Origin of the sequence: Streptomyces sp. NPDC101393 (assembly GCF_044767385.1) — a bacterium.
Lineage (GTDB): Bacteria > Actinomycetota > Actinomycetes > Streptomycetales > Streptomycetaceae > Streptomyces.
Genome location: NZ_JBIWNU010000007.1, coordinates 354,826 through 371,360 on the forward strand (window position 1 = coordinate 354,826; position 16,535 = coordinate 371,360).

18 protein-coding genes and 7 tRNA genes are annotated in these 16,535 nt (G+C 71.8%); 15 read left to right on the forward strand and 10 right to left on the reverse strand.

Annotated features, from left to right (window positions below; all coding sequences use genetic code 11):
• Positions 1 to 20: 20 nt before the first annotated feature.
• Complete coding sequence (locus tag ACIRQ7_RS23855) at positions 21 to 1,373, reverse strand: serine/threonine-protein kinase (protein ID WP_404264815.1); 1,353 nt, start codon at positions 1,371 to 1,373, stop codon at positions 21 to 23.
• A gap of 694 nt (positions 1,374 to 2,067) precedes the next feature.
• On the opposite strand from ACIRQ7_RS23855, the gene ACIRQ7_RS23860 reads away from it, so the two are divergent.
• From ACIRQ7_RS23860 to ACIRQ7_RS23870, 3 genes are all read left to right on the forward strand, one after another.
• The gene (locus ACIRQ7_RS23860) at positions 2,068 to 2,277 is read left to right on the forward strand and encodes a hypothetical protein (RefSeq protein ID WP_401474912.1); all 210 of its coding nucleotides are present in this window, start codon (positions 2,068 to 2,070) and stop codon (positions 2,275 to 2,277) included.
• Between the two features lie 249 nt (positions 2,278 to 2,526).
• Positions 2,527 to 3,516 (forward strand): phosphotransferase, encoded by a 990-nt coding sequence (locus ACIRQ7_RS23865; protein WP_404264816.1) that lies wholly within the window; start codon positions 2,527 to 2,529, stop codon positions 3,514 to 3,516.
• Positions 3,517 to 3,589: 73 nt separating this feature from the next.
• The gene (locus ACIRQ7_RS23870; RefSeq protein WP_404264817.1) at positions 3,590 to 3,919 is read left to right on the forward strand and encodes a zf-TFIIB domain-containing protein; all 330 of its coding nucleotides are present in this window, start codon (positions 3,590 to 3,592) and stop codon (positions 3,917 to 3,919) included.
• Between the two features lie 57 nt (positions 3,920 to 3,976).
• Here ACIRQ7_RS23870 and ACIRQ7_RS23875 read toward each other — a convergent pair.
• The 5 genes from ACIRQ7_RS23875 to ACIRQ7_RS23895 form a co-directional block, all read right to left on the reverse strand.
• Positions 3,977 to 4,048, reverse strand: a tRNA-Val gene (locus tag ACIRQ7_RS23875).
• Positions 4,049 to 4,090: 42 nt separating this feature from the next.
• Positions 4,091 to 4,162 (reverse strand) — tRNA-Val (locus tag ACIRQ7_RS23880).
• 36 nt (positions 4,163 to 4,198) lie between these two features.
• Positions 4,199 to 4,270: transfer RNA gene (locus ACIRQ7_RS23885), tRNA-Val, on the reverse strand.
• A gap of 1 nt (position 4,271) precedes the next feature.
• Positions 4,272 to 4,345, reverse strand: a tRNA-Cys gene (locus tag ACIRQ7_RS23890).
• A 35-nt stretch (positions 4,346 to 4,380) separates the two neighbouring features.
• Positions 4,381 to 4,453 (reverse strand) — tRNA-Gly (locus ACIRQ7_RS23895).
• Between the two features lie 196 nt (positions 4,454 to 4,649).
• Here ACIRQ7_RS23895 and ACIRQ7_RS23900 point away from each other — a divergent pair.
• From ACIRQ7_RS23900 to ACIRQ7_RS23910, 3 genes are read left to right on the forward strand one after another with little or no spacing between them, the layout of a single operon-like run.
• Positions 4,650 to 5,696: a chorismate-binding protein gene (locus ACIRQ7_RS23900; protein WP_404264958.1), complete on the forward strand. Its 1,047-nt coding sequence runs from the start codon at positions 4,650 to 4,652 to the stop codon at positions 5,694 to 5,696.
• Positions 5,697 to 5,698: 2 nt separating this feature from the next.
• A complete protein-coding gene (locus tag ACIRQ7_RS23905) occupies positions 5,699 to 6,523 on the forward strand; it encodes an aminotransferase class IV (RefSeq protein WP_404264818.1) in 825 nt (274 codons plus the stop codon).
• A gap of 35 nt (positions 6,524 to 6,558) precedes the next feature.
• On the forward strand, positions 6,559 to 7,389 hold the full coding sequence (locus ACIRQ7_RS23910) for a GNAT family N-acetyltransferase (RefSeq protein ID WP_404264819.1): 831 nt from the start codon (positions 6,559 to 6,561) through the stop codon (positions 7,387 to 7,389).
• 113 nt (positions 7,390 to 7,502) lie between these two features.
• On the opposite strand, the gene ACIRQ7_RS23915 is transcribed toward ACIRQ7_RS23910, so the two are convergent.
• The gene (locus ACIRQ7_RS23915) at positions 7,503 to 8,024 is read right to left on the reverse strand and encodes a DsbA family protein (protein ID WP_404264820.1); all 522 of its coding nucleotides are present in this window, start codon (positions 8,022 to 8,024) and stop codon (positions 7,503 to 7,505) included.
• A 169-nt stretch (positions 8,025 to 8,193) separates the two neighbouring features.
• Between ACIRQ7_RS23915 and ACIRQ7_RS23920 the strand changes: the two genes are divergently transcribed.
• Positions 8,194 to 8,655, forward strand: coding sequence for a hypothetical protein (locus ACIRQ7_RS23920; protein ID WP_401474930.1), 462 nt, complete (start codon positions 8,194 to 8,196; stop codon positions 8,653 to 8,655).
• Positions 8,656 to 8,723: 68 nt separating this feature from the next.
• Positions 8,724 to 8,879, forward strand: coding sequence for a hypothetical protein (locus tag ACIRQ7_RS23925; RefSeq protein ID WP_401474933.1), 156 nt, complete (start codon positions 8,724 to 8,726; stop codon positions 8,877 to 8,879).
• A gap of 42 nt (positions 8,880 to 8,921) precedes the next feature.
• On the opposite strand, the gene ACIRQ7_RS23930 is transcribed toward ACIRQ7_RS23925, so the two are convergent.
• Positions 8,922 to 9,488, reverse strand: a complete 567-nt coding sequence (locus tag ACIRQ7_RS23930; RefSeq protein WP_404264821.1) for a CGNR zinc finger domain-containing protein — start codon at positions 9,486 to 9,488, stop codon at positions 8,922 to 8,924.
• 228 nt (positions 9,489 to 9,716) lie between these two features.
• The gene (locus tag ACIRQ7_RS23935; RefSeq protein ID WP_003959770.1) at positions 9,717 to 10,130 is read right to left on the reverse strand and encodes an SsgA family sporulation/cell division regulator; all 414 of its coding nucleotides are present in this window, start codon (positions 10,128 to 10,130) and stop codon (positions 9,717 to 9,719) included.
• A 190-nt stretch (positions 10,131 to 10,320) separates the two neighbouring features.
• Between ACIRQ7_RS23935 and ACIRQ7_RS23940 the strand changes: the two genes are divergently transcribed.
• The 4 genes from ACIRQ7_RS23940 (at position 10,321) to ACIRQ7_RS23955 (ending at position 11,614) form a co-directional block, all read left to right on the forward strand.
• The gene (locus ACIRQ7_RS23940; protein WP_401474939.1) at positions 10,321 to 10,752 is read left to right on the forward strand and encodes a TIGR02611 family protein; all 432 of its coding nucleotides are present in this window, start codon (positions 10,321 to 10,323) and stop codon (positions 10,750 to 10,752) included.
• Positions 10,753 to 10,805: 53 nt separating this feature from the next.
• A tRNA-Val gene (locus tag ACIRQ7_RS23945) sits at positions 10,806 to 10,877 on the forward strand.
• A gap of 86 nt (positions 10,878 to 10,963) precedes the next feature.
• Entirely contained in the window at positions 10,964 to 11,425 is a 462-nt protein-coding gene (locus tag ACIRQ7_RS23950) for an SRPBCC family protein (protein WP_404264822.1), read from the forward strand.
• Positions 11,426 to 11,542: 117 nt separating this feature from the next.
• A tRNA-Val gene (locus ACIRQ7_RS23955) sits at positions 11,543 to 11,614 on the forward strand.
• Between the two features lie 147 nt (positions 11,615 to 11,761).
• Here ACIRQ7_RS23955 and ACIRQ7_RS23960 read toward each other — a convergent pair.
• Positions 11,762 to 12,487 (reverse strand): exonuclease domain-containing protein, encoded by a 726-nt coding sequence (locus ACIRQ7_RS23960; protein ID WP_401475621.1) that lies wholly within the window; start codon positions 12,485 to 12,487, stop codon positions 11,762 to 11,764.
• A 196-nt stretch (positions 12,488 to 12,683) separates the two neighbouring features.
• Here ACIRQ7_RS23960 and ACIRQ7_RS23965 point away from each other — a divergent pair, with 196 nt between their 5' ends.
• The 3 genes from ACIRQ7_RS23965 to thrS all read left to right on the forward strand — a co-directional run bounded on the left by ACIRQ7_RS23965 (position 12,684) and on the right by thrS (position 16,520).
• Entirely contained in the window at positions 12,684 to 13,250 is a 567-nt protein-coding gene (locus ACIRQ7_RS23965; RefSeq protein WP_401474945.1) for a DUF4365 domain-containing protein, read from the forward strand.
• Positions 13,250 to 14,437, forward strand: a complete 1,188-nt coding sequence (locus ACIRQ7_RS23970) for a hypothetical protein (RefSeq protein ID WP_404264823.1) — start codon at positions 13,250 to 13,252, stop codon at positions 14,435 to 14,437. The genes ACIRQ7_RS23965 and ACIRQ7_RS23970 overlap by 1 nt, the downstream gene beginning before the upstream one ends.
• A 103-nt stretch (positions 14,438 to 14,540) precedes the next feature.
• Positions 14,541 to 16,520, forward strand: a complete 1,980-nt coding sequence (gene thrS, locus ACIRQ7_RS23975) for a threonine--tRNA ligase (RefSeq protein ID WP_404264824.1) — start codon at positions 14,541 to 14,543, stop codon at positions 16,518 to 16,520.
• The last annotated feature ends 15 nt before the right edge of the window (positions 16,521 to 16,535 follow it).

A 16,535-nucleotide genomic window follows, 5' to 3' on the forward strand; every position in this document is an offset into this window, starting at 1 on the left:
CACCGGACGGACCGCGCCCGTCAGGCTCCGTGCGGGCGCGCCTCACCGGCCGGCGTGTCCGCCGCATGTCCGTCCCAGGACGGGGCGACCGCCGACGGATGGCCGGCCCCCAGCCCGCGGGCCGGGCCCTGGCAGCCCTGTGCGGCGGCGATCCCCAGCGCCACCAGCAGCGTCACCACCACGAACACGATCACCCGCTGCCGCAGCAGCCTGCGGTCGGGGCCGGGACGGCGCCCGCCCGACGTCGTCCGCACCTGGGAGCGCGAACCGTTTCGCCTGCCGGTACGCGCGGCCGGGACACGGCCCGAAGTACGCCGGACGCCGCGCGAGTTCGTGCCTGCCGGTGCGTCCGCCGTGCCGGGCCGGGGCGTCGCCTCACGTGCCGCCGCGGGACGGGCGGCCGATTGCGCACGCGGGGGAGTGCCCGTGGGGCGCCGCTCGGTGTGCTGACGCGCGTATTCCTCGGCCCGCTGACCCGTGGGCCGGTCCGACGGGCGGCGCTCCATGCGTGCCCAGCCGGCCCCGCTCTCCGAGGGGTCGCTCGACAGGCCGTGCGCCTCGCGCGCCGCGATCTCCTTGAGCCGCAACGACAGCGAGAGCGTGCTCGGGCGGTCCCCCGGGTCCTTCGCCAGACACGAGGCGAGCAGCGGCGCCAGCGCGTCCGGCACCCCGGCCAGCTGCGCCTCCTCGTGCACCACGCGGTAGAGCATGACCTCCGAACTTCCCTGACCGAAGGGCGAGTCGGCGGTGCAGGCGTAGGCGAGCGTGGCGCCCAGCGCGAAGATGTCCGTGGCCGGGGACACCGCGGCGCCGCGCACCTGCTCGGGCGCGAGGAATCCCGGCGAGCCGACGGCCGTCCCGACGTGCGTCAGGGTGCTGGAGCCCGTGGCCCAGGCGATGCCGAAGTCGATGATCCGCGGCCCCTTGGGGGACAGCAGGATGTTGGACGGCTTCAGATCGCGGTGCACCACCCCCGCGTCATGGACGGCGAGCAGCCCCTCGGACAGCGCGGCACCGATGGAGGCGACCTGCGCGGGGGACTGCGGCCCCTCGTCGTTGACCTTGTCGTGCAGCGAGGGTCCCGGTACGTACTGCGTCGCGAACCAGGGGCGGTCCGCGTCGAGATCGGCGGCGACCAGACGGGCCGTACAGCCGCCGCGGATCCGCCGGGCGGCCGAGACCTCCCGCGCGAAGCGTGAGCGGAACTCCTGGTCCTCGGCAAGATCCGGCCGGATCACCTTCAGGGCCACCCGCTGCCCGCGCTTGTCGGAGCCGAGATAGACCACGCCCATCCCGCCCGCGCCGAGCCGGCGGTGCAGCCGGAACGTCCCGACGACACGCGGGTCCTCGCGCCGGAGCCGCATCATCGCCATGTCCGTCCCCTACCTGCGGTGGGGAGGCCCCACACTGCCAACCGTCTGACGTGGCACAGCTTACGGATTGACGGCTCGCTGTGCGCAGAGGCCGCGCATGCGTCGGCATCCGGATTGTCGGTACCGGGCCGCAATACCCGGTCGGCCAGGCGGGAACCGGCCACCGGACGGGCCGACTTCCCTGAACGGAAGCCAATATTCCGACGCAGTAGGGAGATTGACGCCGCGTAAGGCGGCCGACCCGTCCGGCCCGCCGGAAGCGGGGGTGGGGCGCCGGGAAGGCGCCGGGACGGCGGTCGGCGGGGCCGCGCGCCCCCGTCTGCCGCCCGCGGAGGGGCGGCTGACGTGAGGGAAGTCACCCGGAGTCCGCCCCTCCGCGGCGGCGGCAGCGGAACGGGGTGCTCAGGGGTGCCCCGGACGGCCGAAGTCCCCGCATCCGCCCGGCATCTCGGCCCTCGCGGGGCACCGGCCCACGGCCCACCTCAGGGTTGTCCCCGGGTCCCGCTCCCGGCCTCTCCACCCAGGGGAGTACGCCGGGCCCCGTGCCGTCATCCTCCTGGAGGCGGAGCAATCGATACGAGGGCATGACGCCGAGGGCCCGCCGCTTCCCTAATGTGGTCTCCAAGCGGCGGGCGTAGCACTCGTCCCCCGAGGTCAAACGCCCGCCGCCCCCAGACACGACAGGAGCATGACGATGGCGGAAAGCTCAGGACGGAAGGCCCTTCGGGCGCAGGGGCGCCGGGTCGCCGCGGCGTTCGGCGGCCAGCAGTCCTCCGGCACCCGTCATCCCCTCGTCGCGGTGGCCATGGTGCTGCCGCTGGCGATCCTCCTGGCCGTGGTCTTCGGCGGCTGGGAAGCCGTCATCACACAGGCGTCGTCCGTGGTCGGAATGCTGGGGCGCTGAGAGGCGCCCCGGTCCTGGGAGAGCGGCCCGGGACGGGGACTTCCGGCCATAACCCCGTGGGGACGGGGGTGCGGCGGACGGCACGAATGGCCGGGCATCTGGGGAGATGCCCGGCCATCGAGCATTTCCGGCAGCGCCCTGCCGCCCCGCCCGCGCCCCGCATACGATCGCGGCCGGGAGGCGGCATTCCTCCCGCCCGCTGCACGCACCACCGCACGGCCCGCGGCACTCGGGAGACTCGGGGGATCCATGACCACACCACTGCTCGGCCGCCTGGCCGCCCTGTCGGCGTCGCCCGCGCCCGGCCGCACGCCCCAGCCCGCCCCGGAAGTCCTCGCCGACCGCCCCGACGGCACGGTCGTCCGCAGCGGCCGCACCGTCGCCAAGGCCCACGCCCCCGACTGCGACCCGCAGGACCTGGCCGCCCGGCTGCGGGTCGCCGCCCACCCCCTCCTGCACGGCGTCCTGCTGCCCCCGCTCCCCGTCACCGCCCCTGGCGGCCATCTCACCCTCGCCGAGGACGGCCGTGCCCTGACCCGCTGGCCGTACGGCAGCCCGGTCCCGCCCGACGATCCGGATGCCGCGCCCTGGGAGGACGCCGCGCGCCTGCTGGCCCGTCTGCACTCCGTGGACGTGGCCCAACTGCCCGGCCCCGTGCCGCCGATGCGCGGCCCCGCCAAGGCTGCCCGCGCCCTGACCCGCCTGCGCGCCGCGCTCCCCGCCGCAGGCGTCGCGCACCCCCTCGCCCCGGCCGCCGACGTCGTCGAGCGGGCCTGGGCACTCCTGCCGGCCTGGGCCCGCGACGCCGCCGGCCCACCGCGCCGCGGCCACCTCTGCCACGGCGATCTCCACCTCGGCCAACTCGTCCGGCACCCGGCCGCCGACGGCCCCTGGCTGCTGATCGACATCGACGACCTGGGCCTCGGCGACCCGGCCTGGGACCTGGCCCGCCCGGCCGCCTGGTTCGCCACCGGCCTGCTCGCCCCCGGCGTCTGGACCCGCTTCCTGGCCGCCTACCGTGCCGCCGGCGGCCCTGCCGTACGCCCCGACGGCGACCCCTGGCCCGCTCTGGAGACCCCGGCCCGCGCACTGACCGTGCAGACCGCCGCACTCGCCGTGGCCAAGGCCCTCGCCGCCTCCCGCCCCCTGGACGAGATCGAGACGGCCGTCGTCGACGCCTGCGCCCGGATGACTTCCCTGCCGCCGCAGTTGGCGGACGACGGCCCCGCCGTAGGGTGAACACCTCATCGTCGGGAGGCCGTTCCGGCGATGCCGTAGTGAGCAGCAATGGATCACAGGAGTTGAGCCGACGATGCAGTGTCCCAAGTGCCATGCACCGATGCAGACGTACCACCGCAACGGCGTCCAGATCGAGCAGTGCGCCGGCTGCCGGGGGATCTTCCTGGACTACGGGGAGCTGGAGTCCCTGACCCGCCTCGAATCCCAGTGGTCGCAGCAGGCCCCGCCTCCCGCCCCGCAGGCCTATCCCGCAGCGCCCGCACCGCAGGCCTATCCCGCAGCGCCCGCACCGCAGGCGTACCCGTCCGCGCCTGCCTGGGGAGCGCCGCACCAGGGACACCACGGCCAGCACCACGGCCACCACGGTCACCGCAGCTTCGGCCGGATGCTCTTCTCCTCCTGAGGGCCGCCGCACAACGACCGAGGGCCGGAGCGAATGCTCCGGCCCTCGGTCTGGATGTGGACGATACTGGGATTGAACCAGTGACCTCTTCCGTGTCAGGGAAGCGCTCTCCCGCTGAGCTAATCGTCCTCGGGACCACGGATCTCGATGACGAGCTCCATGGTTGCTGCGTGCGCGATACTGGGATTGAACCAGTGACCTCTTCCGTGTCAGGGAAGCGCTCTCCCGCTGAGCTAATCGCGCGGGACGGACCACCCTGTCCTACGACGGGGCATCCAGTGGACGATACTGGGATTGAACCAGTGACCTCTTCCGTGTCAGGGAAGCGCTCTCCCGCTGAGCTAATCGTCCTTGGAGGTGGAGACGGGATTTGAACCCGTGTAGACGGCTTTGCAGGCCGTTGCCTCGCCTCTCGGCCACTCCACCAGGAGTGAGGGGGTTCGGGAAGATCCCCCACATCGAGCGGACGACGAGACTCGAACTCGCGACATCCACCTTGGCAAGGTGGTGCTCTACCAACTGAGCTACGTCCGCAGATGTCTCTCCCAGACTACGTCCGGGAGCTACGTGACCTCCGGGGCGCTTGGCGCGTCCCGGCGACGTGTTGAACTCTAGCGGATTCCGGGGCCAGTACAAAAACGCGTTTGTGCAGCGTGCTGCGCTGAACACTCGGCCAAGGCGGCGATCGGGCACCCGCCATAGACTCACTGACGTGCACGACTTCCCTCCCATGGCTCGCTTCGGCGGTCTCATGGCCACCGACCTGCGCGATGTCACCACCGATCCCGCGGCTCTCGACTCCACGGGCTGGTGGGCCGTGGTCGCCGACTTCGAGGGAGCCGTGGTCTGCGCCCGCTTCGCGGACATCCGGCCGGCCGCCACCGCTTGTGCCCCGGGCCCCGCCGCCTGGCGGGGGCCCGCGCCAGGCGACTGGCGCAGCTCCCTGGACCGCGACGCCTATACCGCCGGCGTGCGGCGCGTCCGTGAACACATCGCGGCCGGCACGGTCTACCAGGTGAACCTCTGCCGGGTGCTGACCGCGCCGCTGCCCGACCCCGGCCGCTCCGACGTCGACGCGCTGTCCACGGTGCTGGCCCGCGGCAATCCCGCTCCCTATGCGGGAACGGTGCGGCTGCCCGACCACGGCGTCGAGGTCGCCTCCGCCTCGCCCGAGCTGTACCTGCGGCGGGACGGCCGTACGGTCGAGTCGGGGCCGATCAAGGGGACCGGCAGGACCGTTGAGGATCTCTCCGAGAAGGACAGGGCGGAGAACGTGATGATCGTGGACCTGGTCCGCAACGATCTCGGGCGGGTCTGCGCGGGCGGCACGGTGACCGTCCCCGCGCTGTGCGCCGTCGAGGAGCACCCCGGGCTCGTCCACCTCGTCTCCACCGTGCGCGGCGAGCTGGCGGAGGAGCACGAGAAGACCGCCTGGGCGGATCTGCTGGGCGCCACCTTCCCGCCCGGCTCGGTCACCGGCGCCCCCAAATACAGCGCGCTGCGGATCATCGGGGAGCTGGAGAGCGCGCCGCGCGGGCCGTACTGCGGAGGCATCGGCTGGGTCGACGCGGACCGCCGCACCGGCGAGCTCAACGTCGGCATACGTACGTTCTGGATCGACCGGACGCCGCCCGGCGGGCCGGTGCTCCGGTTCGGCGCCGGGGCCGGGATCATCTGGGACTCGGACCCGGAGCGGGAGTGGGAGGAGACCGAGTTGAAGGCGAGCAGGCTGCTGGCGGTAGCGTCCGGCCTGCACGACGCGAGTGGAGGAAAGTGACGATGAAGATCTGGCTCGACGGGGGACTGCGGGACGCCGAGGGTGCCACGGTCTCGGTATTCGACCATGGGCTGACGGTCGGCGACGGCGTATTCGAGACGATCAAGGCCGACCGGGGGCAGCTGTTCGCGCTCACCCGTCACCTGGAGCGGCTGACCACCTCGGCGCGGGGGCTCGGCCTGCCCGACCCCGACCTGGACGAAGTGCGGCGCGGTTGTGCGGCCGTCCTGGACGCCAACCCGATGGCGCTCGGACGGCTGCGGATCACCTACACGGGCGGCGTCTCGCCACTCGGTTCGGACCGCGGGGACGCCGCGCCGACGCTGGCCATCGCGCTCTCCGAGACCACGCGCCGCCCCGACACCACCGCCGCGGTCACGGTCCCCTGGACCCGCAACGAACGCGGTGCGCTGGCCGGTCTCAAGAGCACGTCGTACGGCGAGAACGTCGTCGCGCTCGCCCGCGCCCGTGAACTGGGCGCCTCCGAGGCGCTGTTCGCCAACACCGTGGGCGCCCTGTGCGAAGGCACCGGCTCCAACGTCTTCGTCGTCCTCGACGGCGAACTGCACACCCCGCCGCTGGCCTCCGGCTGCCTGGCGGGCATCACCCGCGCCCTCACCGTGACGTGGGCGGGGGCCAAGGAGGCCGACCTTCCGCTGGACGCCCTGGAGCACGCCGAGGAGATCTTCCTGACCTCCACGCTGCGCGACGTGCAGGCCGTGACCCGGATCGACCGGCGCCAACTGGCCGACGGACCGGGCCCGGTGACCGCCGAGGCCATGCGGATCTTCGACGCGCACGCGGCGGCCGACTTCGACCCGCGGTGATGACGGGCCCGCCACCGGGCGAGTAGAAAGTCCTGGTGACCACTACGCTGCGCCCCGCGGGACCGGAAGAACGGCACGACGACGGGAGCCGGGCCCGTACGTACGACATCTGCGTCAACAGCCGCCGTGTCGGCGGGATCCGGCTGACCACGGACGCGCGGTACGGGCCCACGGCCGGCCGGATCCAGGCCCTGGCCATCGAGGCACCGGACCGGCACCGCGGCCGCGCCACGGTCGCCGCGCTGGCCGCCGAGGAAGTGCTGCGCGGCTGGGGCTGCCGGCAGATCGAGGCGGCCGTCCCGGTGGAGGCCGAGGCCGCGGTGCGGCTCGCCGCGGCTCTGGGCTACACCGAGCGCAGCCGGCGGATGGCCAAGCCCCTCACCGAACCGCCCCCGCTGCCCGCGGGCAGCGCCGACCGGGCCATGGACGAAGCGGAGTACCCGGCCTGGCAGGCCGAGGCGTCCGACCGTTACGTCCGGATCCAGACCGGGCAGGGCATGACCCGCGCACGCGCCGAGGAGACCTCCGCCGACGCGCACCGCACCCTGCTCCCCGACGGGGCCGGCACGCCCGGCCACGAACTGCGGATCCTCGCCCACGACGGGACGGACGTCGGCACCATCTGGATCGCGCTGCGGATGCCGGACCAGCCGGGTGGCCATGTCTTCGATGTGACGGTGGACCCCGAACACCGGGGAAGCGGCCACGGCCGCAGCCTGATGCTCGTCGCCGAGCGGGTGTGCCTCGCCGCCGGACTGCCGGTCCTGGGCCTCAACGTCTACGCGGACAACGCCCCCGCGCGCCGGCTCTACGACGGGCTGGGCTACCGCCCGACCGCCTACCAGCTCTGGAAGCCGATCCTGTGATGGCGGATTCCGTGACGCGGATTCCGTGACGCCGATCCTGTGATGCCGCTTCTGTGACTGCGGCGGTGCGGGTGGGCTGTGCGGTCGAGGGGGTGCGGCGGGCCCGCGCGGCCTCAGTCCTGCTCGGCCAGCAGGCGGTCGGCGATCTCCTCGATCCGGGCACGCAGCCCGTCCTGGCTCTTGCCGCCGTCCAGCCGTTCCCCGCCGATCACATAGGTCGGGGTGCCGGTGACGCCGATCGCCTTGCCCTCCGCCTGGTCCGCGTCGACGATCAGCAGGTGCCGCCCGTCGATCAGCGCGGTGTCCAGCTCCTCGGCGTCCAGACCCAGCGACCCGGCGATCTCCAGCAGCAGCTTCTCGCCGCGCTTGCCGAGTTCCTCGGTGCGCGCCAGCACGGCCTCGATGTACGGCCAGCCCTGCCCCTGCTCGGTGGCCTCCTCGGCCGCCTGCGCCGCGACGTAGGCGTGCTTGTGCTTCTCCAGGGGGAAGTGGCGCAGCCGGATGTCCAGCCGGTCGCCGTAGCGCGCACGCAGCGCCCGTACGTCGTCGAGGGCGGCATGGCAGTCCGGGCACTGCAGCTCGCACCAGACGTCCAGGACGGGACGGGCGGTGCCGGAGGTGGTGGCGTCGTTCATGAGGTCAGTCTTCCAGCACCGGAACCGGTGCTGGAACCGGGACCTGCGGAGGAGCGGGACCCGGAGATGTCCCTGAGGCGCTGCCGGAAGATGGCCCCGGACGCACCGGACAAGGCAGGATGGAAGGGAGCGGACTGCCCGCTCGGACATCCATCGGCAGGAGGACCGGATGCTGACCTCGACCGTCTGTGCCGCGGTGTCGGCGGCGGGCCTGGGCATCGCCGCGCTGACGGCATACCGCAAGCGGTTCCTGACCGCGACCCGCATCGCGGCGTTTTCCCTCATCCCTGTGGGCCTGGTGATGACCGGCGTCATCGACTGGGTCACCGACATCGTCTTCAAGCCCACGGTCTGGGCAGGCTTCGGCGTGCTCGCCCTCTCGGTCGTGCTGTTCATGATCAGCCGGGGCGTGGAGCGCCGCAGGGGCGGGATCGGCAGCCGCAAGGAGCGCAAGGCCGCGGCGGCCTCCCGGCCGGACGCGGTGGCGCCGGCCGCATCGGCACCCTCGCTGGGCGCGGGCCGCGGCGCGACGCCGGCCACCCAGCCGAAGGCTCAGGGCAAGGGCAAGGCCGGTGCGCCCAAGGATGACTTCTCGGACATCGAAGCGATTCTGAAAAAGCACGGGATCTGATGAACTACCCCTGCTGAGGGGCCTATCGGGGGCTCCGGGTCGATCATCTGCGCCATGATGCGCGCGAGATGAACGATGAGTGCGCCCTGGCCCGGGACGACGCCCCGGCCCCCGAACCGCGCGGCTGTCTTTTCGCGCTGTCCCAGCCACCGCTGATGCTCTTCCTCGGCGTGATCGGCCTGTTGCTCCTCATGGGCGCCGTACACGACCTGTTCCTCCTGTGAGGGCCGCGCCCGCCGGTGGCCGTACGCCCCGCCGGGAGCCGCTCAGCCCGTGGCCTCCCGCCGCCGCGCCCGGTAGGCGGCGACATGCAGCCGGTTTCCGCAGGTGCGGCTGTCGCAGTAGCGCCGGGAGCGGTTGCGTGAGAGGTCGACGAAGGCGTGCCGGCAGTCCGGCGCCTCGCAGTGCCGCAGCCGCTCGCGCTCGCCGCCGACGACGAGGAAGGCCAGCGCCATCCCGCCGTCGGCCGCCAGATGATCGGCGACCGAGGCACCGGGTGCGAAGTAATGGACATGCCAGTCGTAGCCGTCGTGGTCGGTCAGCCGCGGCGTGGTGCCCGCCGAGGCGACCAGGGCGTTCAGCAGCTCGGAGGCGGCGCGGTCGTTGTCGGCGGCGAAGACCTGGGCGAACGTCGCGCGAAGGGACCGTACGGCCGCCAGATCGCCCTCACCGAGGGAGCCCACGTCGCTGACGTCGTTGCGCACCACGAAGTCCTGGAGCGCCGCGAGGTCGGTCAGGCTGTCCGGCGCTTCGGCCGCTTCGCCCTCCGGGGCGGTGTTGAGCAGATCGACGACCGCGTCGAGCGCGCACCGGGTGTCATGGGTGATCATCACGGTTCCGCTCCCTGGCCGGGCGGGGGTCGGGCGGGTGCCGCCCCCGGTCTCGTTGCCGAATGGTGGCCGACTTTAGCGCTTCGAACAAGCCTCGGCGCCGCCGCCGCGGTGGGTCCGCGGCGACGGCGCCGGAGTGTGCCGTATGAACTTGTCGGTCCTGCGCCGTCGCCCCGAGTCGGACGGTCGCAAGTGTGAGCGGTTGGGTGCGGTGGGTGGCTGTGGTGCGCCTCAGCTCTCCGCGAGGATGTGGGAGAGCTCCGTGTCGAGATCGAAGTGCCGGTGCTCCGTGCCGGGTGGCACGGCGGCGTCGGTCCTCTTGAGGAACGATTCGAGGGCCCGTGCGGGGGCCTCCAGGAGGGCTTCGCCTTCCGGGGAGCTCAGGGCGATGCAGACAACACCCTGACCGTGGCTCCGGGACGGCCATACGCGGACGTCTCCGGTGCCTGTGGGCCGGTGCAGGCCCTCGGCGAGGAGGTCGCGGGCGAAAACCCACTCCACGGTCTCCTCGGCTCCGGTATGGAAGGTGGCATGCACGGCATAGGGATCGGCCGTGTCATACCGCAGGCCCGCGGGTACAGGCAGTGAGGACTCGCTCGACACAACGAGGCGCAGGTGCAGCTCGCAGCTGACCGTGGTGTTCATAAGCGCCAGGGCCTTTCGCTCAGTGTGCGCTCGGGGATTCGCACGTCGGCGAAATCGACATGCCACCTACGGTGCCGTTGTAAACCCCTCTGACGGTTTTGTGTGGCTTCACGTACCTCTTACGGCGGATTGCGGGATCGTCCTTGGTGGTAATTCCGGTGGACGGATCTCGTCCGGTAAGTTGGGCCTTATGAATACGGAGAGTAACGGGGGGACGGGCGCGGCCGAAGGGAGCGCCCCGACGGATGAGCAGCCGCTCGGTTCGCGTGCGCCGCACTTCATCAAGCGCTCCCGGCCGCTGCATGTGAGCTGGCAGGTCGGGGTCTTTGTGGTCGGTCTCGCGGTGGTGGTGGCCGGCGTCATCATGCTGCCGCTGCCGGGGCCGGGCTGGCTGGTGATCTTCGGCGGTATGGCGATCTGGGCCACGGAATTCGTGTGGGCCCAGCTGGTGCTGCGCTGGACCAAGAGGAAGGTCACCGAGGCGGCCCAGAAGGCGCTCGACCCGAAGGTGCGGCGGCGCAACATCATTCTGACGAGCATCGGATTGGTGATCATCGCGGCGGCGCTCGCGGTGTATGTCTGGAAGTTCGGTTTCGCGATGCCGTGGAACGTCAGCGAGTGATCGCGCAATGGTCGGGAGCGCGCGCCGACGTGGGGTAATGTTGGCGCTGCACCGGGCGATTAGCTCAGTGGGAGAGCGCTTCGTTCACACCGAAGAGGTCACTGGTTCGAACCCAGTATCGCCCACCCCGGACGACGGCCCGGAGACTTCAAGTCTCCGGGCCGTCGCGCTTGTTGGATGCGCGCGGTGCGCCGGGGCGCACACTGGGACCATGCCCGCCCGGACCCGCCGTCTGCACCGCTACCGCTTCCGCAGCGAATGGCTGCTGGACGCCCAGCCCGCCGTCGTCTACGCCGTGCTCGAACGCCTCGACGCGTACCCGCGGTGGTGGCCGCAGGTGCGTGAGGCGGCCTCGATCGACGAACACAGCGCGACGGTCCGGGTCCGTTCCCTGCTGCCGTACGCGTTGACCGTCGTGGTGAGCGAGCGGGTGCACGACCCGGGGGCCGGGGTGCTGGAGACGGAACTGAGCGGGGACATGGCCGGCTGGGCGCGCTGGACCGTGCGCCCCGGAAGCGGCGGGACGCGGGCCGTGTTCGAGCAGCAGGTCGAGGTCAGCAAGCCGCTGCTGCGGCGGCTCGTGCTGCTGGGGCGGCCGCTTTTCCTCGCCAACCACCGGCTGATGATGCGCGCGGGGCGGCGCGGACTGGCCGCCTGGCTGGCCCGCGGGTGAGGCGGGCGGGGCGGGGCGGCGGGGGTACCTGGGGCGGGTACGGAACGAGAATTTGATGGAAGGACGTGGCGGCCTGTATTGTTCAGGTCGTTCGCGGGGGAAACCTCGCAGGCACCCGGGCGATTAGCTCAGTGGGAGAGCGCTTCGTTCACACCGAAGAGGTCACTGGTTCGAACCCAGTATCGCCCACCCGGATCAAGGACCGGGCCGTCAATTGACGGCCCGGTCCTTTTCGTTGAGATGTGCCGTTGCCGATCGTCCGTGATCCCTTGTGATTGCTTTTCCGGGCCGCCACCGAAAGGCGTGGCCGAATGGCCCGGAATTACTGATGCGGTATCAGGCAGCGGCCGGAAGGCCGGGGCGCAGCGGCCAATGCGGATCGACGGTTTCCGGGGTGCCGCTGCGGGCGAACCACGCCTGCAGCCCGCGTGCCTGGGCGGCATGCCAGACCGCCTGGCGGGTGTGCAGTTCCTCGGGTCGCAGTCCGTCGAGCCGGGCGGCGAAATGGTGCCCCAGCGCGCGGACGACGCCCAGCGCGGCCATCGCGTCGGCGGCGGCCTCGTGCGCGCCGGTCAGTTCGACGCCGTAGTGCGCGCACAGGTCGGTGAGGGTGCGCCGGCCCTTGCGGTAGCGGTCGAGGTGCTTGTCCAGGACCCGGGGGTCGAGGACGCACAGCGGACGGCTGCCGAGGTAGGCGTCGAGGGACGAGGCGCGGTGCCGCTTCAACTCGCGGTCCAGGAGCGTGAGATCGAACGGCGCGTTCATCACGACCAGCGGCCGGCCGGTCGCCGCCTGCGCGGCCAGGGCGCGCGCGACCTCTTCCAGCACCGGCGCAGGCCAGCGGCCGTGCAGCGCGAGGTGGTCGGCGGTCAGGCCGTGTACGGCCGTCGCGGCCTCGGGTATCGCGACGCCGGGGTTGACCAGCCAGCGGGTGATCCGGGGCGCGGAGCGGGGGGTCTCCTGGACCACCAGGGCCGCGGAGACGATGCGGTCCCGCTCGACGTCGATGCCCGTCGTCTCGGTGTCGAAGGAAGCAAGCGGACCGTCATACCAGCACGGCATCATCCCAACTCCTCGGGTTCGGGGGACGGATGACGGTGCACGCCACCCGAGCTGGTGATACCCGAGCCGCGCGGTACTCGAACCGTCTTTGTTTGACGGCCACTTGACGCGGAGAAAACCAAGGGGACGGGCCGGTGCGATCCGCGCCGCCGTCGGCCTGACACTTCGATCGGCACAGCCCGGAAGGCATGGAGCGATGACGCTCGCGCAGCCCGAACCGGGCGGGCTGCTGCCCCAGCACCTCGCACCTCAGCGCGGCGGACTCGCCACCACTGCCTGCATGGAGACCCTCCAGGTGGGCTATCTGCACGCGATCGCCGCCGCCTCCGGGTGCTCGCTGGGGCAGCCCTTCCCGGACAACGGAATCGACTGGCACGTCAGCCATGGCGCGCCGGGGCACACCGTCGACGACGAGATCACCATCAAGGTGCAGCTCAAGTGCACCTACCAGACCGCCCCGCGCCCGCCGGGGCCCACCTTCGCCTTCACGCTCGACAACGACCACCTGGTGAAACTGGCCCGTACGCCCGTGGCGGTGCACAAGATCCTGGTCGTGATGCTCGTCCCGCGGGTGCAGGAGGACTGGCTGCGGGCGGGCCACGACCATCTCGAACTGCGGCACTGCTGCTACTGGATCAACCTGGCCGGACATCCGGTGACCGGCCGGCGCAGGACCACTGTGCGGATCCCGACCACGCGGATCTTCGACGACCGCGCGCTCTGCGAGATCATGACGCGGGTCGGGGCGGGAGGGAGACCCTGATGTACCGGCCGACCGATGATCACGACGCCCGGCTGCTGGACCCGGCGCGGCTCGACCCGGCGGTGCTCGGCGCCCTGCTGGCCCGGCACGGCTGGCGGCGCAGTGGCGGGGCCGGCGCACCGTACGCCCGGTGGATGCCGCCGGACGGCGCGGCCGGCACCAGCCTGCTGGTGCCGCACGACCGCCGCTTCCCCGACAGCGGGGAACTGCTCGCCGAGGCGCTGGCGGCGCTGGCGCAGAGCGCCGCCCCCTCCGCGCGCGACGTACTGGTGGGGCTGGCGGTGCCCAGTGACGAGGTGCGCTGGGAGCGTGAGATCCCCGATGGCGGGGCGGGGGCCGGGCTGTGGGTCGCGCAGGAGCGGCTGCGCGGTGCCGCGCGGTCGATGCTGACCGCCGGGGCGCTCGGCACGTACGCGCGCAACGGCTATCACGGCGCCCGGCACAAACGGAAGGCCGAGGGATTCCTCGGCGAGGTCCTGGTCGGCCCCGCGTCGGCCGGCCGCCGGGTGGCCGCGTTCGTCCCGGTGCGGGCCGGGCGCGGTGCGGTCGCCGGGCTCCAGCGGGCGCTGCACGCGGCCCGGGACGCGACCGACTACCAGCGGGCCACCGGCGGTATGGAGGCCTTCGACGCGGCCGTCGAGCTGGGCGTCTGCCATGAGCTGGTGGAGGCGCTGATCGCGCTGGTGCGGGACACCGAGGGGGCGCGGATCGCGGTGGAGTGGGCGCCGGCCTCGGGGCCGCCGCCGGGCTGCGCGGCCCGCCCCGAACCGGTCGAGTTCTCCCCGGGTGATCTGCCCGCGCTCCAGCTGGCCGCCCAGCGCTACGTACGCGACGAGCCGTCGCTGCCGGTGCGGGTGACCGGCGCGGTGGTACGGCTGCGCAGGGAGCGGCCGGGCGGGCCGGGCGCGGTGCGGCTGCGGGTGATCACCGGGGCGGACGTGGTGCAGGTGCGGGTCGCGCTGGGGGAGGAGGACTACCGCATCGCGGGGCACGCGCACCTGGTGGGGCTGCCGATCCGGGTGAGCGGGCGGTTGGAGAGCCGGGGCGGGTTCCGTCGTATCACCGGGGGCCGGGACGTCACCCCCGTGCAGGTCGACGAGGCCGAGCGGGACCGGCTGATGAAGTCGCTCCAGGAGAATCTCGACTCGTTCGAGGAGGCGTGCGGCGTGCCGCCGGCCGGCGACTGAGCGGGTGCGGGACAAACCGTTTCGCGGTGCGGCCCGGTGGCTCGGTACGATTCGGCTGCGCAGCAATCGCTGACGTGCAAGAGACATGAGTTTGGAGAGACCGGTGTCAGACGTCCGTGTGACCGTCCAACGCGATTCCGAGCGGGAAGAACGCGTGGTGACCACGGGGACTACGGCCGCCGAGCTCTTCCAGGGCGAGCGCAGTGTCGTCGCCGCGCGGGTGGCCGGCGAGCTGAAGGACCTGGCCCACGAGGTCGCCGACGGCGAGATCGTCGAGCCCGTCGAGATCACCTCCGAGGACGGCCTGAACATCCTGCGGCACTCCACCGCGCATGTGATGGCGCAGGCCGTGCAGGAGCTGTTCCCGGACGCGAAGCTCGGCATCGGCCCGCCCATCAAGGACGGCTTCTACTACGACTTCGACGTCGAGAACCCCTTCCACCCGGACGATCTCAAGCGCATCGAGAAGAAGATGCAGGAGATCCAGAAGCGCGGGCAGAAGTTCTCCCGCCGCGCGATCAGCGACGACGCGGCGCGCGAGGAGCTGGCCGACGAGCCGTACAAGATCGAGCTGATCGGTCTCAAGGGTTCCGCGGCCGACGCCGCCGAGGGCGCGTCCGCCGAGGTCGGCGCCGGCGAGCTGACCATCTACGACAACCTCGACGCCAAGACCGGCGAGCTGTGCTGGAAGGACCTGTGCCGCGGCCCGCACCTGCCCAGCACCCGCGCCATCCCGGCCTTCAAGCTGATGCGCTCGGCCGCCGCGTACTGGCGCGGCAGCGAGAAGAACAAGCAGCTGCAGCGGATCTACGGCACCGCCTGGCCGACCAAGGACGAGCTCAAGGCCCATCTGGAGTTCCTCGCCGAGGCCGAGAAGCGCGACCACCGCAAGCTCGGCAGCGAGCTGGACCTCTTCTCGATCCCGGAGGACATCGGCTCGGGCCTGGCGGTCTTCCACCCCAAGGGCGGCATCATCCGCCGCACCATGGAGGACTACTCCCGCAAGCGGCACGAGGACTCGGGCTACGAGTTCGTCTACACCCCGCACGCCACCAAGGGGAAGCTGTTCGAGAAGTCCGGCCACCTGGACTGGTACGCCGACGGCATGTACCCGCCCATGCAGCTGGACGAGGGCACGGACTACTACCTCAAGCCCATGAACTGCCCGATGCACAACCTGATCTTCGATGCGCGCGGCCGTTCCTACCGTGAACTCCCGCTGCGTCTCTTCGAGTTCGGGACGGTCTACCGCTACGAGAAGTCCGGCGTGGTGCACGGTCTGACCCGCGCCCGCGGCTTCACCCAGGACGACGCGCACATCTACTGCACCAAGGAGCAGATGGCCGACGAACTGGACACCACGCTCACCTTCGTGCTGGACCTGCTGCGCGACTACGGCCTCAACGACTTCTACCTGGAGCTGTCCACCAAGGATCCGGAGAAGTTCGTCGGCGAGGACGACGCCTGGGAAGAGGCCACCGAGACGCTGCGCAAGGTCGCCGAGAAGCAGGGCCTCCCGCTGGTCCCCGACCCGGGCGGCGCCGCGTTCTACGGCCCCAAGATCTCGGTCCAGGCCAAGGACGCCATCGGCCGTACCTGGCAGATGTCCACCATCCAGCTGGACTTCAACCTGCCGGAGCGGTTCGACCTGGAGTACACCTCCGCCGACGGCAGCAAGCAGCGCCCGGTCATGATCCACCGTGCGCTGTTCGGCTCCATCGAGCGGTTCTTCGCGGTGCTGCTGGAGCACTACGCGGGTGCGTTCCCGGCGTGGCTGGCGCCGGTGCAGGCGACCGGTATCCCGATCGGCGACGCCCACGTGCCCTACCTCCAGGAGTTCGCGGCGGAGGCGAAGGCCAAGGGCCTGCGCATCGAGGTCGACTCGTCCTCGGACCGGATGCAGAAGAAGATCAGGAACGCCCAGAAGAGCAAGGTGCCGTTCATGGTCATCGCCGGTGACGACGACGTCGCCAACGGCGCCGTGTCCTTCCGCTACCGCGACGGTTCGCAGAAGAACGGCATCCCGCGCGACGAGGCGATCGCCGAGATCGTGGACGTCGTGGAGCGCCGCGTCCAGGTGTGAGACCGGCACGACCCC